The organism is Paraburkholderia piptadeniae, assembly GCF_900007165.1.
GTDB lineage: Bacteria > Pseudomonadota > Gammaproteobacteria > Burkholderiales > Burkholderiaceae > Paraburkholderia > Paraburkholderia piptadeniae.
In genome coordinates this window covers 166,179-181,451 of record NZ_CYGY02000011.1, presented here as the reverse complement: position 1 = coordinate 181,451, position 15,273 = coordinate 166,179, and the positions used below count along the sequence as shown (strand labels likewise).

Below are 15,273 nucleotides of genomic sequence, written 5' to 3'. Positions count from 1 at the left end.
GGCGTCGGCAGAACGCCTGATTCATAGAACCTTCACATCGGGCACTTCCAATGGCGATTAGTACGCTGGTTTCGAATGTCGGACACGTACGCGAATTTCTGGCTTGCCTGTGTGGCGCATGTGCGGCATTTGGCATTCTGTACACCGTCGCGGCCGCCGCGCTGGTCGGCTGGTTCTTCGCGCGAAGCTCGCCTCAGCCCAAAAGCTTTCCGCCCGTCACGGTAATCAAGCCGCTGCGCGGAATGGAAACCGCGCTTCTGTCGAATCTGCGAACCTTCTGCGAACAGGATTACGAGGGGGACGTACAGTACCTGTTCGGTGTTCACGATCCGAACGATCCCGCGCTCGACGTCGTGAAAGAGCTTCAACGCCTCTACCCCGACGCGCATATCACCGTGGTCGCGAATAGCGAATTGCACGGCTGCAACCGGAAGGTCAGCAATCTTCTCAACATGCTTCCTTCGGCCGTCCACGAGCATTACGTGTTTGCGGATAGCGACGTCGCGGTCGGCGGCGATTACCTCAGCAGAGTGATGGGCGAACTTCAGACAGAAGGCGTCGGCCTCGTCACATGCGCGTACGTGGGGGCGCCCGACCCCGGTTTCTGGCCGAAGCTCTCGGCGAGAGCCGTCGATTACCAGTTTCTTCCCGGCGTGCTGATCGCGCTTGCATTGGGCCTTGCGCAACCGTGCTTTGGTCAGACCATTGCGATGCGCCGCGAAACGCTCGATAGAATCGGCGGGCTGCGCCAGTTTGCGGATCTGCTCGCGGAAGACCACGCAATCGGTATGGCAGTGAGAGCGGCAGGGCAGCGCGTGGTGGTCCCCGGTTTCGTGATCGGCCACGCATGCCCCGAGTCCACGCCCGCACGGCTTGTCGAGCATGAGCTGCGGTGGAGCAGAACCATCCGGCGAATCGATCCGTATGGCCATCTTGGCTCGGCCGTGAGTTACCCGTTACCATTGGCGCTACTCGCGCTGGTGTTCGCAAGTGCGCCGTTGTGGACGATGTATCTGCTCGCAGCCGCCTTGTGCGCGAGGCTCGTGCTTCAGTGCCGCATGGATCTTGCGCTGAAGCGCTCCGTTCGTGAACCGTGGCTTTTGCCGTTGTGGGACGTGGTGGCTTTTGCCATTCTTTTCGCGAGTCTGCTTTCTTCGCGCGTTGTCTGGAGAGGCGTGAGTTTCGACGTAGACGACGATGGCCTGCTCAAAGCCGCGCCCGCCAGTTCTTCCACCGACTGAGCAACGGTAGCTTCGCACCCAAATCCAATTCGATGATCAGGCACGTCAGCAGGTTCGCGGCTTTGGCAGGTCTCGTGATTGCGCTTTTCGTCGTATGGCGCAGTCATCCCACGGAGGTCCTGGGTCTCTTGCGCGATGCGGGCGCAGGGCTGCTCGTCGCCGGGCTTGCGCACGTCCTGCCGATGCTGGCGAACGCTCGCGACTGGCAAACGCTGATACGCGGCGCCAATCGGCCCAGTCTGCTTTCGATGCTGAAGCTCGTGTGGATCCGCGAGTCGGTGAATTGCATGTTGCCCGTTGCCCGCGTCGGCGGCGAACTGGTCTCGTTCCAGCTGTTGCGGCGCTGGGGCGTGCGCGCGTCGACTGCGGCGGCGAGTCTCGTCGTCGACATGCAATTGACGATCATCAGCCAGTTCGTCTTCACGATGGCAGGGATCGGATTTCTCGCGGCTCGCGGCGATTCGGCAACGGGACACGTGGTCGGCGGCCTTGCATGGAGCACGGCACTGCTCGTGCCCGTTCCGATCCTGTTCGCGCTCGTGCAGCATACGAATCCGTTCGCGCTGGTGTCGCGAGGACTCGACCGGCTGGCGAGCGGCAAGCTCACCGCGCTGGTCGGCCACTCGGTGAAAACCGATCAGTCGATCAAGGTGATCTGGCGCAGGCGCGCCGTCGTGCTTCGCTATCTGTTCTTCTGGCAACCTCTGCAATGTCTCGCGACGGCGCTCGAAATCTGGCTCGCGTTGCATTTTCTCGGCGCAAATGTGAGCTTTCTCGCGGCGCTGGTCATCGAAGTGCTGATCCAGGCGGTGAGCAGCGCGGCCTTCGTCGTGCCGGGCGCGCTGGGAATTCAGGAAGGCGCTTTCGTGCTGATCGGCGGATGGCTCGGCATCGAGCCGGCGACCAGTCTTGCGTTGGCCGGCGCGCGGCGCATTCGAGATTTGTTGATCTTCATCCCCGGCCTGTTCGCGTGGCAGTTTTCTCTGCGCAACGCGCGGTGACGGCGTCGCCGGCGTCGTCAATTGGCCGGTTCTTCGATGCCTGCACGGCATAACTTCTCATGCCGTGCGCCGGCCGATCCCCTCCAGGAAATGCCCTCCGAATACCTATGGGCGCGGTTCTTTCATAGCGTATCGCGCAGAACGTAGTAATGTATCGCGGGAGCCAGTTTTCGCCCGGCCCCTTTGATTCTCGAGGCGCTTATGTCCCTAGACGCAGACACCACTATCGACGAACAGGTTGCTGCAATCGCAGACCGCATGACCCAGGAAGGCCGTGAAGTTTCCCCAGTGACGATCTGGTCGGAGGTTCGCAGCGGATCGATCGTTGCCGTCGCGGTCGCCTTGCAACGCTGGCGCGACGCGCGACAGCCCCAGACGCCGCCGGCCCAGGTCCAGGCCGAAGTGCCGGACGACCTCGCCGAGGCCCTGATGAACATCGCACACCGGCTCTGGACGGCCTCTCACGACGCCACGTCGAAGGTGTTCGGCGACCGTCTGGGCGCGGTGGACCATCAGCTCGTCGTCGCGTTGAAGGAGCGCGACGAGGCGCTGGCCGAATATCAAAAGACGGAAAAGGAAGTCGAAACGGGCCGCGACCGGCTCGACGGACTGACCAGCGAACTACAGGCGCTGGACGATGCGGCGACGCGCGCCCGCACGGAGCTTGCCGCTGCGACCGCTCGCGCCGGGACGGCCGAGGCGAAGGCGGAGGAGTCGGCGCAGCATGCATCGGCGGAGCAGACCAGGCGGGAGGCCGCCGAGACGTCGCTGGTGGAGCAGCACAAGGCGAATGAGTGGCTCGCAGCGACGGTTTCGGGCAAGAACAACGAAATAGCGCGCCTCACGCAGGAGCGTGACGACGCCCGGCGCGAAATCGCGACGTTGAACGACGCATGTCAGGCGAAGGCCTCCGAAGTGGAGCGATGGACGCAGGAGGCGGGCGCCGCCGTGTCGCGCGCCGATGCCGCCACCGCGCAGGCGAGCGAGAGCCTCGCGCGGGTCGCCGCGCTGGAGGCTGAACTGGAGGCGCACCGCGGCCGGTTGCAGGCCTCGGAGGAGACCGCGACGCGCGTTCAGGCCGAACTGGCCTCCGCGACCGCCCGCGCCGAAACGGCGGAGGCGAAGGTCGAAGAACTCGCGCAACGGGCGTCGACGGCGGAAACGAAGCTCGAAGCGACGCAGGCTTCGCTCGACGAGCAGCGCAACGCGAATGAAGGCCTGGCCGCAACCGTGTCGAGCCAGCACGACGAGATCGCGCGGCTCACACAGGAGCGCGACGAGGCGCGGCGCGAAGTGTCCACGTTGAACGACACGTGCCAGGCAAAGACGGAAGAAGTGGCGCGCTGGTCACAGGAGGCGGGCGCGGCGACATCGCGTGCCGAAGCCGCCGAAGCGCAGGCGAGCGAGCGACAGGCGCGGCTCGCGGCGCTCGAGGCCGAACTCGACGAAACCCGCGGCGCACTCGCAGCCGAGCGGCAGACGAGCGCTGCAAGGGCGGATGAAGCGGCGGCGCGGCTCGAAGAACTTCAGCGCGTCACGCTGGAACTCGACGAAGCCAAGGCGCAGATCGTCGCGATGGGCGAGGCCAGGACTGCCGCTGACGCCGAACTGCACCGCATCTCGCAGGAAGCATCCGCGGCGAAGGAACGCGCCGGTGCAGCCGAACAGCGCGCCGCGCAGTTGCAGCAAACCCTCGCAGCAGAACAGCAGGCAAGCGCTGCGAAAACGGAAGAAGCGGGTAAGGAACTTCAGCGCATCACACGCGAACTCGAAGAGGCCAAAGCGCAGATCGCCGCAATGACCGAGGCCAGGACGGCCGCAGACGCCGAGCGCGAGCGCCTCTCGCACGAAGCATCCGCAGCGAAGGAACGCGCCGGTGCAGCCGAACAGCGCGCCGCGCAGTTGCAGCAAACCCTTGCAGCGGAACAGCAGGCAAGCGCTGCGAAGGCGGAAGAAGCGGCCGCGCGGCTCGAAGAACTTCAGCGCGTCACGCGGAAACTCGAAGAAGAGGCCAAAGCGCAGAGCGCCGCAATGACCGAGGCCAGGACGGCCGCAGACGCCGAGCGCGAGCGCCTCTCGCACGAAGCATCCGCAGCGAAGGAACGCGCCGACGCAGCCGGACAGCGCGCCGCGCAGCTAGAGCAAAACCTCACAGCAGAGCAGCAGGCAAGCGCTGCGAAGGCAGAAGAAGCGGCGGCGCGGCTCGAAGAACTTCAGCGCGTCACGCGGAAACTCGAAGAAGAGGCCAAAGCGCAGATCGCCGCGATGACCGAGGCCAGGACGGCCGCAGACGCGGAGCGCGAGCGCCTCTCGCACGAAGCATCCGCAGCGAAGGAACGCGCAGACGCAGCCGAACAGCATGCCGCGCAACTGGAGCAGCGCCTTGCCGAGCAAGAGCGCGAAGCGACAGCGGCAAGGGACGCCCAACGCGAGCACCAGGCCGGCATCGAGGCCGGAGCCGCCACGACCGCGGACGAAATCGCCGCGTTGCAACGCGAGATCGAGGCTCAGTCGAAAGCCCACACAAAGGCCTATAACGAGTTGCGCGCCAATGCCGAGCAGTGGGTCACGTACGCGAAGGAAATCAAACAGCGGCTCGACCAGGCGAATGAGAAGATCCTGTTCATCGACGCGCGCAGCACGGGCGAAGTGGCGCTGCTGCGACGACTGTCGGTCGAGCTGGAGCGGCTCAAGCCCGATCACGAACTGGTCTTCCGCGAAGCGCAAAAGAAGCTGATCGGCTCGACGATGGCGCAGCAGCTGGCCCAGAAGGGCTATCGATACGACCCGGCCACGGCCGTCATGTCGAAGGCGGAGAGCTGACGCCCATTGCTCCGGCAGACGCTGCACCGTGCTTGGCCAGATGATCGACCAGCATGCGCGCGGGCAGCGGCAGCGTATCGAAGTTGCGCGCGACGATCAGCATCGGGCGCAGCGACCAGGGCTCGTCGAGTTCGATCACCCGATAGCTCGCCGTCTGCGCGTAGGGCCTCACGCTGCCCTCGGGCAGCACGCCGATGCCGAGTCCCGCGCCAACCATATTTCGCACGCCCTCGAAGCTCGTCACTTCGATGCGCACGCGCAAGCGGCGGCCCTCGCGCTCGGCCGCCGCGCGGCACAGCTTCGAAATCGACGTGGCGTAGGGCATGATGATGAAGTCTTCATCGAGCGCATCGGCGAACTTGACCGCCGCGCGCCGCGACAGCCGATGACCGTCCGGCACGATCAGCACCAGCTTGTCGACGCTATAAGTGCGCCATTGCAGGTCTTGCAGCGAGTCGCGCGGCGCGGAGCAGATGCCGAGATCCGCCATGCCGCTCGCGATGCCCTGCACCACTTCGTCGCTACTCTTCTCGACCATGTCGACGCGCACCTCGGGGTTCGCGCGCAGAAACGTATGCAGCGCGCCCGGCAGATACTGGACCATCGCCGTGAAGTTCACGTAGATGCGCGCATGTCCGCGCAGACCTTGTGAATACTCCGACAATTCATCCGATATCTGCTGCACGTGCTCGATCAGCCGCTTCGCGTGGTGATAGAGCGCTTCGCCCGCAGGCGTCGCCTGCACGCCCCGGCTATGGCGATAGAGCAGCGGCGTGCCCGCGTCGGTCTCCAGATCGGACACGCGCTTGCTGACAGCCGATGCGACGAGGTGCGTGCGTCCCGATGCAGCCGCAATGCTGCCTTCCTCCACGACGGCCACGAAGATGCGCAGCGACTCCATGTCGAAGCGCATTGGCCGGTCCGGTACAGCACGCATTGGTACTCCTTTCCCGGGTTTTCCCTGATCCGCGACGCGGCGGGCATCGCGTTTCGCGATGGCTCCGTTGAAGATTGAGAAGTTTTCAAACAGGCAGCAAACGCCCATTCTATCGGCGATACAAGGCACGTCACGCCGCCCGCCGCGTCTCGATCGGCATACGCAAGCATCGCGATTCGTCATTCTAGGACGCTCCGCCGATGCCGACCGCGAGACTTGTCCGCGACGCGTCCGCGTGTTCGTGCAGATCATTCGAATCACTCGTTCAGGAACCGGATCAATGAGCGCTTCAGCTTCACTCTTTTCTCCTCTCGAACTCGGCTCGCTCAAGCTGCAAAACCGCATCGTCATCAGCCCGATGTGCCAGTACAGCGCCATCGACGGATCGGCCAGTGCATGGCATCGCACGCATATCGGCAACCTGTCGTTGTCGGGCGCGAGCCTGATGCTGCTGGAAGCGACGGCGGTCGAAGCTGCGGGCCGCATCACGCCGTATTGCCTCGGCCTCTATTCCGATGCGAACGAGGAAGCGCTCGGCCGCGCGCTCGACGAAGTGCGGCAGTTCAGCGACATGCCGATCGGCATCCAGTTGTCCCACGCGGGACGCAAGGCGTCGAGCGAACCGCCGTGGCGCGGCGGCGTGCAGATCGCGCCGCAGGACGGCGGCTGGCAGGCGCTCGGTCCTTCAGCGATCGCACAGGGCGACAGCGAGATCGCGCCCGTCGCGCTCGATCACGCGGGGCTCGCGCGCATTCGCGATGCGTTCGCGGACAGCGCGAAGCGCGCGGCGCGGCTCGGCCTTGCCGCCATCGAACTGCACTTCGCGCATGGCTATCTGTTGCATCAGTTCCTGTCGCCGCTCGCGAATCAGCGCGGCGACGAGTACGGCGGCTCGCTCGAAAACCGCATGCGCTTTCCGCTCGAAGTCTACGAAGCGGTGCGCGCCGTTTGGCCCGAAGGCAAGCCGCTCGGCGTGCGTGTATCGGCGACGGATTGGGTAGAAGGCGGCTGGGATCTCGAGCAGACCATCGAGCTTGCGAAGCGTCTGCGCGAGCGGGGCTGCGACTGGATCGACGTGTCGACGGGCGGCCTCTCGCCGTTGCAGAAGATCCCGCTCGGGCCGCATTACCAGGTTCCGTTTGCGCGCGCGGTGCGCGAAGCGACGGGCATGCCGACCATCGGCGTCGGCCTCATCACGGATGCCGCCGAAGCCGATCGCGTGATCCGCGAAGGCGAGGCCGATCTGATCGCGCTCGCTCGCGCAGTGCTGTGGGACCCGCGCTGGCCGTGGCACGCCGCTGCGCAACTCGGTTCGACGATCAAGGCGCCGCCGCAATACTGGCGATGCGAGCCGCGCGGCGCGGGACGCGTGTTCGAGGGCGCGTCGTTCGGCCAGCGCTAGCCGTCGCCCGGCGTTGAATCGGGTTGATTCATGAGCCGGCGCACGACCGGCATCGGACATTCCAGAACGAATGCATGAAGGAGACACAGATGGAACACGGACAACTTGCCGTCGGCGTGCGTACCCGCTGGTATGACGGACTGACGTCGATGCACTGGAAGGTGCTCAAGGCGAGCTTTCTCGGCTGGATCTTCGACGGCTACGAGGCGCTTGCCCTCGTCGTCGTGCTCGGGCCGATGCTGCATTCGGTGCTCACGGCGGAGCAGGCCGCATCGCAGACGGTGTATGCGGGCCTCGTGATCGGCATCACGCTGCTCGGCTGGGGCATCGGCGGACTGGTCGGCGGCATTCTTGCCGACTATGTAGGCCGCAAGCGGATGATGCTGTGGTCCGTGTTTCTCTATGCGCTCTTCTCGGGCATCACCGCGTTTTCGCAGACGTTCTGTACGTTGTGCGCGCTGCGCTTCCTGACGGGCCTCGCGATGGGCAGCGAATGGAGCACGGGCATCGCGCTGTTGTCGGAGACGTGGCCTGAGCAGGCACGCGCGAAAGGTGCGGGCTTCCTGCAATCGGGCTTCGGCTGGGGCACGCTGGCGGCAGCCGTGATCTGGTACGCGCTTGCGTCGACGCATCCGCTCGGCGCCGAATCGTGGCGGCTCATGTTCGTGCTCGGCGCAGTGCCCGCGTTCTTCGTGCTGTATGTCCGGCGTGGCGTGAACGAATCGGAGAAGTGGCAGCGCGCCGTGCGCGAAAAGCGATGGGCGGCCACGAGCACGGCTGGCACGGCTACATCCACCGCCAGCGACGCGGCCAGCGATGCGCCGCAGACCGGCAAGCGCCCGTTCACGCTCGCGCAACTGTTCGCCGAGCGCGCCGCGCTGCGCCGCACGCTGATCCTGCTCGCACTGTCGATCATCACGACGGTCGGCTGGTGGGCGATCTCCAGTTGGCTTCCGACCTATACGGTGGCCGTCGCCAAGGCCCAGGGCATCCAGGACGCCGTGTCGTGGGGCTCGAAGGTGTCGATCGTCTATACCGTCGGCGCGATCGTCGCGTATATGCTCGCGGGCTTCATCGTCGATGCGATCGGGCGGCGCACGTTCCTGTCGCTGACCTTCGTCGGCTCGCTCGTGACCACGTTCATCACGTACAAGCTGACGTCGAGCGTCGAAGCGATGATGGTGATCGCGCCCATCAACGGCTTCTTCACGCTGGGCTGCGCGTATGTGTGGATGGCCATCTATCCTTGCGAGCTCTTCACGAGTTCCGTCCGTTCGACGGCGATCAGCTTCGTGTTCAACGCGGCGCGGTTGATCGCGTGGGTGTTCCCGATCATCGCGGGCAGCATGATCAAGTCGTTCGGCGGCGTGTCGCATGCCGCGCTCGCGCTCGGTTCCGTGTACGTGCTCGGTATCGTGCTGCCGTGGTTCCTGCCCGAGACGCGTGGCGTGGGGATGCCGGACTGACTGCGCGCTGTGGGATCAGCGCGCGCACATAGGCTTATGGGGCAGCGCCGTCAGGTGTCAGGGTGCCCCGCGATGAAGCCGGTGAATGCGTCATACGGCTGATTCAATATGGCGCCGTCGATCATCAGGCCGAAGGTCGCGTCTCCGCTATCGAGTTCGTAGTACATCACCGACTGGATGTTTTCCGTCTTTCTGGCCATGAAGTAGTTGGCAAACTGAGTGCTGATATAGCTCGCCCGATATGCCTCTGTCTTTTCGGGCCCCGTGTTCCACTCGGTGAGCAGGAACGGCACACCGTAGCGCGACTTGCAGTACGCCGGCAGATTGAAGCCAGGACCTGATCCATCGGAACCGATATTGAAGATGTTGCCGTTGACCTCGAAGTTGTGCCATGTGGTCATGTCCCATCGCACCGTCGGATGGCCGCCTGTTCCATCCGGCTGCATGCCGTCCCACAAAGCGTCCGATGCGCCGATGTCGGCCACGCAGAAATTGATGCCGCAACTCGCGCCCGGTTGCACTGACTTCACGCCCTGGATCATTCCCCGCATGACACCGCGCATGATCGGCCAGTTGGTGTTGTTGAAATCCACGGCCTTCGTGCCGGCATTGGTGGCATCGAGAATGATGTCGCCCGCCCGTGTCAGCTCATTGCCGCACTCGTACATCGTCACACCATACGGGGCAAGCGCGGTGGCGACCGTTGCGGCACAGGACTGCCCACGGTCGTATGCGATCGATTCGCTCGCGAACATTCTGCGGCTGCTATCGTAAATGCTGAGATCGATGAGCACGAACAAGGTCAGTCCCGCCGACTGGAATGCCTGAGCGAGTTTCGTCACAGCGTTCAGTTGCGTCGGGTCGTCTGTGCAGCCGAGCCGATAGGTCGAGCAGCCCATGCTCTTCATGATCGATACGATCTGGGCAGGCGTGTAACGATAGTCGTAGTGTCCGTTGATACCGTAAAACGTGCCCGCAGTCGCGGCATTGACGACACGTGGATCATTGGCGACAGCGCCTGAGCCGGAACCGCCGCCCCCGCATCCGCTAAGAACATAGCTGCCGCCGAGCGCCGTCAGGCAGCCGAGAATCTGGCGTCTTTTGAGCATGTAAGTTTTCCGCTGCCGGAGTACTGGAAACAAGTCGTGGAGGTGCTAGAGAGCAACGACACGAGCCGCCCTTGCCGGCACGTCGCATTTACCAGTAGTTAGTACCATTGCGGCATCTGTCGGTCATTTTTTCGGCAAGAATATGACGGAATAAAAGAAGCGTTATAGGGGAATCGAAATAGGAAGGCCGGTGGGAAATTTGTTGGAACATATCTAGCGGGTAATCGTGACCGGATACGGTGAACGCAATGGGCGGAGGCAGATAAAAATGCGCGCTCGTATCTTGCTGTGCGCGGTGGGTTGTTTCGGCGTGACGTTTTCGAACCAGGACAACGCAACCGTATCGTCGTAAAGCCGTTCGAGGCCGTTATCGAGCGTTCCGACTCCTCGCGAACGCATCGCTCGACTACTTCGCGCGATGCATGGTGCGGGCAAGGTTCTCGCTAATCGGTTGCCGGTTCAAATGGTATTGGTATTGGACCAAGGTCCAATATCCGCTGGCGCACGTCCGGCCTATTCTTGACTTCGCGCATGTTTGTTCGGAGATTCGCATGACGACGTCAAAGAATCTGCTGATAGCCATGGTCCGTGCGGCAGTCGGTTGGCCGTACGTTTCGGCTATGACCCGATTTCGGGCGATGTTGCCGGCAGAATGTTCAGTTCAGGACCCACGCCACACAGTCCGAATGCCGGGTAGGCGAAACACGGGCCGCGCACGGCGAAGTCGGCCATGAAACGGGTGCCCGACTGGGACATCCTCCAGACTCGCGAAACGATCAGGCAGGCTGCCTATGATCTCGCTCGCAGCGGAGTTTGCGACGGATGGCAGGACGTATGGCGAGCGCTCCGCGCGCGCTTCACCGTCGACCAACTGACGACGATCTTCGAGAACCCTCTTTGCCGACTCGATGTCGACCGGCGTTGCTATTGGGCGCGCAATCCCGGGAAGCACGACAGCGAGCCAACAGCCCGTTTGCCTGTGATCAGGCGAGACATGTGTGAAAAGAACGGGACATTGATTCCCCGGGCTGTGGATCGTCAGCCCCAAAGGACGGGACGGCTGGCTGGGCAAATCAAGGCGCTGCTGGCCGATGGCAGCGAGCGCACCGCCATGCAGATTGCGCAGCAACTGGGCACGAGTCGCAACGAGGTGCTCGTCGCCGTGCGCGCGATGTTGGCCGATGGGGCGCTGCAGGTAACGCGCCACGTTTTCGCGAATCATCGCGGCCGGGGGGCACGCGTGTTTGCGTGCGCCGGTACGACCGCGAGGAAAAAACATGATGAGCGCGGGTTGTACGCGCCATGGCCGCAGGCGGACCCGGTGGTGACGACAGCCATCGATGCTATTGCGCGCCATAGGTGACGATGCTTCCTGTCGCCTGCTAAACGAGGGACCAGAGAAAGAAGCGACCAAAAGGCGAGGGCGGCGCCTCGACCAGGATTGCTCTGCGGACCGGGCAATCCGACTGCCCAAACCAGGCTTCGCTCCACCTGTCCATGCCGCTGATGCGCTGGCTCGCGCCTGGGTTCAGTTATGTGATCATCCGGAAACGACGGGGGCACGCCATGCGTCAACCCAAGATCGTCATCGTCGGCGCAGGACTCGTTGGCGGGTCGGCTGCGCTGTTTGCGGCCGTGGCCATCCCGAGCGCGGAGATCGTCATCATCGATGTCGCGCGAGTGCGCGCCGAGGGGCAAGTGCTCGATCTCGCGCACGCCGCGGCATTCTGGGGGCACAACCGCTTTTATGCAGGCGACTACGACCACGCGCGTGATGCCGACATCGTCGTGATCACCGCCGGTGCCGGTGTGAAGCCAGGGCAGACTCGTCTCGACCTTGCCAGAACCAATGCGGACATCGCGATGGAAATCGTGGATCGCGTTGCGCCTCTTGCGCCCGACGCGATCTACGTCATTGCGGCCAATCCGTGCGATGTGCTGGCCGGTGTGGTCTTTGACCACCTGCGCTGTGCGCGGGAGCGCGTCATTAGCACGGGCACTTCGCTCGACACCGGACGGCTGCGCTCACTTCTCTCCGAGCGGCTGGGCGTCGTGGCATCCGCGATTCACGCCTATGTCCTGGGTGAACACGGCGAATCCGCGCTGATCGCATGGTCCGCCGCGACCGTCTCCGGCATGCCTCTCGAAACATTCCTGGCCAGAAGCGGCAAGGAACTCGGACCTGCCAGCCGCGACCTGATCCTGCGCTCGGTGCACGAAGCGGCGAAGCTCATCAAGGAAGGAAAGGGCGCTACGCACTACGGAATCGCCAGTGCGATCGGGCGAATCTGCGAGGCCATTGTGCATAACACCGACCTCATTCTCACAGTCGGCATCGTGCATGCCGAAGTCGAGGGCGTGCCCGAGGTGTGCTTGTCGCTGCCGATGGTGATCAATGGCGGCGGGGCTCAGTTGATGGCTTATCCGGAACTCGATCCCGCGGAGCGCGAAGCCCTGCAGCGCAGCGCGCGCATCGTCAAGGATGCAACCGACAGCGTGCTCCCTCGCGGCTAGCGAGCTTGCGCGCAACTGGAACAAGCCGGACAACGCCGGCACGAGGAGGTCCATCATGGCGCCATCCCCCGCCAAGGTCTCACCGCCCGCAACGCCGCAGACGACAAACCCGACGCCACCCATGGGGCATCTCGGTTCTCTCTGGAAGTTTGCAGTGCCCGTGGGCATCGGCATCGTCCTGTGGTTCTTGCCGGCGCCGGCCGGTCTCTCGGTGAAGGCGTGGCACATGTTCGCCGTGTTCGTCGCCACCATCGCGGGCATCATGACGGCGCCGCTGCCGATGGCCGCCGTCGCCATTATCGGCGCCACGGTGGGCGTGCTCGTTGGCGTCGTCTCGTTCGCCGACATCACCAGATCGACGGGCACGGACCTGGTCTGGCTGGTGATGCTCGCCTTTTTCATTTCCCGTGGCGTGATCAAAACAGGCCTCGGACGCCGCATCGCGCTTCTGTTCATGCGGCTGTTGGGCAAGCGGACCGTGGGACTGGGCTACGGGCTCGTGTTGACGGAACTCATCATTTCGCCTGCGATGCCGAGCATCACCGCCCGCGCCGGCGGCGTGATGCTGCCGATTACGCGAGCGATCGCGGAAGTGCTCGGCAGTCGTGCCGACGATCCGGAATCCCGCGGCAAAGTGGGGAGCTACCTGATCCTCTGCGCTTTTCACGCGAACATTGTCGCCGCGGGCATGTTCATCACGGCGATGGCGGGTAATCCTCTCGCCGTCAAGCTGGCGGCGGACCAGGGCGTATCGATCAGCTGGCTCGACTGGGCGGTGGCCGCGTCCGTTCCAGGGCTGCTGTGTCTTGCCATCATTCCGATCGCCATGTTGTGGATTGCTCCGCCGCAGGTTCGCAACACGCCCGATGCGATAGCGCTGGCCCAGAAAGAGCTATTGGCGATGGGCCCGATTTCGTCGCGGGAAATCATCATGGCGGCTATCTTCGTCGGATTGCTGGTGCTCTGGATTTTCGGTGAGGATCTGTCCATTGGAGCGACGCTGGCAGCGGCACTCGGTGTTTCGTTGCTGTTCATAACCGGCGTGCTGACATGGCAGGACGCCTTGAACGAGAAATCCGCCTGGGACACGATGATCTGGATTGGCCTCTTGATCATGCTGGCATCCAAGCTCAACGAATACGGCATGGTTTCGTGGTTCGGCAAGGAATTCGGCGCGCACCTGCAGGGCTTCCCGAGGCTCGCCGTGTACATGATGGTGGCGGCGATCTACTGCTATATCCACTATTTCTTCGCCAGTGCAACGGCGCATATCAGCGCGCTTTTCCCTCTGTCCATGGCGCTGATGGTCGCCGCCGGTATTCCGCCTTTCACGGCGGCCGTCGCGCTCGGTATCCTGAGCAATATCAACGGTTGCCTGACCCAGTACGGCATCGGCTCCGGCCCGGTCATGTTCGGGGCTGGCTATGTGCCACAGGGCCAGTGGTGGAAGGCCGGCTTTCTGATGAGCATCATCTACATGGTCGTCTGGCTGGTCGTCGGGCCGCTTTGGTGGAAGCTGCTTGGGCACGTCTAGGAGGGCTCGCGCGCGATTTGCCCGTGTTGTCGCGGCTCGCTGTCCAGGCCTCAGTACTTGATATCGCGGGCAGCCTGACGGCCATGCTGCTTGGTCTGCCGCTTGTCCTGCCGACATTGCGTATTGTTCTTCTGATCGGCGGCGCGGCATTCCTGCTTCGTATGGCGGGCCCCCTGACGGGTTTCCTGCCGAACGTCCCGGCCGGCACGACGTTGTTGCGCCTGCTCTGTAGCAGAGGAATGACCAGAAGACATTGCCAGGACTATCGCAGCGATCGCAACGGTGAACCCACGATTCCAGGTGAACATGATGTGCCCTCCAATATCCCGATGAATTGCAACCAGGTGCTTCTATTTCCCGCAAATATTTGCAGCATCGTTGCTGGACCCGTTCCACTCGATTTGAAGGCGTGGTAGTGGCCTGCATTCACGAGTCGCCTCTGAAGAACATTGGTTTTTCAACCAGACCTGACCTGAAGATGAAGCGTCGATCGATAGAAGAGTACGGCTGGAGTATGGCTCCGACAGACCACGAGTCAAGTAAAACGGCGGGATGGTCGCATTCGCTTGCTGTGCGTGAAAGGACGGCAGTGAAGTTGCCGGAGCATCGGTCACGCGCGGTCAGTTCGCCACAGCGGGCAAATTGCCATGGAAGTCTGCCGATGCTCTCTCCGTACGCCCTGCTTTCGAGCGTGACGATCGCCACCCTGACCATCATTGCGACCGTGTCGCTCGACGATTCGCGTGACAACATTTTTTATCCCGGCAAAGGGACCTTCGCCGAATTCGTGGCGCAGTTGGCGAGGACGGCTTTCGGCGGCACGCAGGATTACGACGTCTATGCCGCCCGTAGCTACACATGGTTGCCACTGACGCGGACGCTGATACTCGGATTGCGTGTGGACGGCAAGTTTTCGAGCGGCGACTTTCCGTTTTACGCACAGCCGTATGTCGATCTTCGCGGCGTGCAGAAGGGACGATACCAGGACCGCGATGCAATGGCGGCGGAAGTGGAACTACGCTGGGACCTGACGCCGAGATGGTCGCTGCTGGGCTTCACAGGGATAGGCAAGGCATATGGACGTTGGCATAGCTTTTCCGAAGCACAAAACGTGCAGAGCGTCGGAGCAGGATTCCGTTACCTGATCGCGCGCAAGCTGGGCGTAGCCATCGGGATAGATGTCGCCCATAGCAAGGACCAGAACGCGTTCTACATTCAGGTCGGCAGCGCATGGCGATGAGTCGCC

11 protein-coding genes and 1 pseudogene are annotated in these 15,273 nt (G+C 63.3%); 9 read left to right on the top strand and 3 right to left on the bottom strand.

The genetic code is table 11. The annotated features are described in order from the left end of the window. Positions 1-50: 50 nt before the first annotated feature. From hpnI to BN2476_RS05320, 3 genes are all read left to right on the top strand, one after another. On the top strand, positions 51-1,241 hold the full coding sequence (gene hpnI, locus BN2476_RS05330; RefSeq protein WP_087733102.1) for a bacteriohopanetetrol glucosamine biosynthesis glycosyltransferase HpnI: 1,191 nt from the start codon (positions 51-53) through the stop codon (positions 1,239-1,241). Between the two features lie 32 nt (positions 1,242-1,273). After that, positions 1,274-2,242 carry a lysylphosphatidylglycerol synthase domain-containing protein gene (locus tag BN2476_RS05325; protein WP_087733101.1) on the top strand — a complete coding sequence of 323 codons (969 nt, stop codon included), beginning with the start codon at positions 1,274-1,276 and terminating at the stop codon, positions 2,240-2,242. A 201-nt stretch (positions 2,243-2,443) separates the two neighbouring features. Next, on the top strand, positions 2,444-5,065 hold the full coding sequence (locus BN2476_RS05320; protein WP_087733100.1) for a DNA-binding protein: 2,622 nt from the start codon (positions 2,444-2,446) through the stop codon (positions 5,063-5,065). Here the strand turns inward: BN2476_RS05320 and BN2476_RS05315 are convergent. Then, on the bottom strand, positions 5,043-6,002 hold the full coding sequence (locus BN2476_RS05315; RefSeq protein ID WP_235850704.1) for a LysR family transcriptional regulator: 960 nt from the start codon (positions 6,000-6,002) through the stop codon (positions 5,043-5,045). The two genes, BN2476_RS05320 and BN2476_RS05315, sit on opposite strands and share 23 nt — an antisense overlap. A 280-nt stretch (positions 6,003-6,282) precedes the next feature. Between BN2476_RS05315 and BN2476_RS05310 the strand changes: the two genes are divergently transcribed. Continuing rightward, positions 6,283-7,404, top strand: coding sequence for an NADH:flavin oxidoreductase/NADH oxidase (locus tag BN2476_RS05310; RefSeq protein WP_087733098.1), 1,122 nt, complete (start codon positions 6,283-6,285; stop codon positions 7,402-7,404). Positions 7,405-7,493: 89 nt separating this feature from the next. Continuing rightward, the gene (locus BN2476_RS05305; protein ID WP_087733197.1) at positions 7,494-8,870 is read left to right on the top strand and encodes an MFS transporter; all 1,377 of its coding nucleotides are present in this window, start codon (positions 7,494-7,496) and stop codon (positions 8,868-8,870) included. 50 nt (positions 8,871-8,920) lie between these two features. Here the strand turns inward: BN2476_RS05305 and BN2476_RS05300 are convergent, their stop codons facing one another. Further along, positions 8,921-9,979: a hypothetical protein gene (locus tag BN2476_RS05300; protein WP_087733097.1), complete on the bottom strand. Its 1,059-nt coding sequence runs from the start codon at positions 9,977-9,979 to the stop codon at positions 8,921-8,923. A 730-nt stretch (positions 9,980-10,709) separates the two neighbouring features. On the opposite strand from BN2476_RS05300, the gene BN2476_RS05290 reads away from it, so the two are divergent. The 3 genes from BN2476_RS05290 (at position 10,710) to BN2476_RS05280 (ending at position 14,027) form a co-directional block, all read left to right on the top strand. After that, positions 10,710-11,342: a hypothetical protein gene (locus BN2476_RS05290; RefSeq protein ID WP_087733096.1), complete on the top strand. Its 633-nt coding sequence runs from the start codon at positions 10,710-10,712 to the stop codon at positions 11,340-11,342. 203 nt (positions 11,343-11,545) lie between these two features. After that, positions 11,546-12,493, top strand: a complete 948-nt coding sequence (locus tag BN2476_RS05285; RefSeq protein ID WP_087733196.1) for a lactate/malate family dehydrogenase — start codon at positions 11,546-11,548, stop codon at positions 12,491-12,493. A gap of 55 nt (positions 12,494-12,548) precedes the next feature. Continuing rightward, positions 12,549-14,027 (top strand): DASS family sodium-coupled anion symporter, encoded by a 1,479-nt coding sequence (locus BN2476_RS05280; protein WP_087733195.1) that lies wholly within the window; start codon positions 12,549-12,551, stop codon positions 14,025-14,027. 50 nt (positions 14,028-14,077) lie between these two features. Here the strand turns inward: BN2476_RS05280 and BN2476_RS05275 are convergent, their stop codons facing one another. Next, entirely contained in the window at positions 14,078-14,335 is a 258-nt protein-coding gene (locus BN2476_RS05275) for a hypothetical protein (RefSeq protein ID WP_087733095.1), read from the bottom strand. A 428-nt stretch (positions 14,336-14,763) separates the two neighbouring features. Here BN2476_RS05275 and BN2476_RS05270 point away from each other — a divergent pair. Continuing rightward, a pseudogene (locus BN2476_RS05270) lies at positions 14,764-15,267 on the top strand (BamA/TamA family outer membrane protein); the annotation flags it as partial. Positions 15,268-15,273 lie beyond the last annotated feature (6 nt).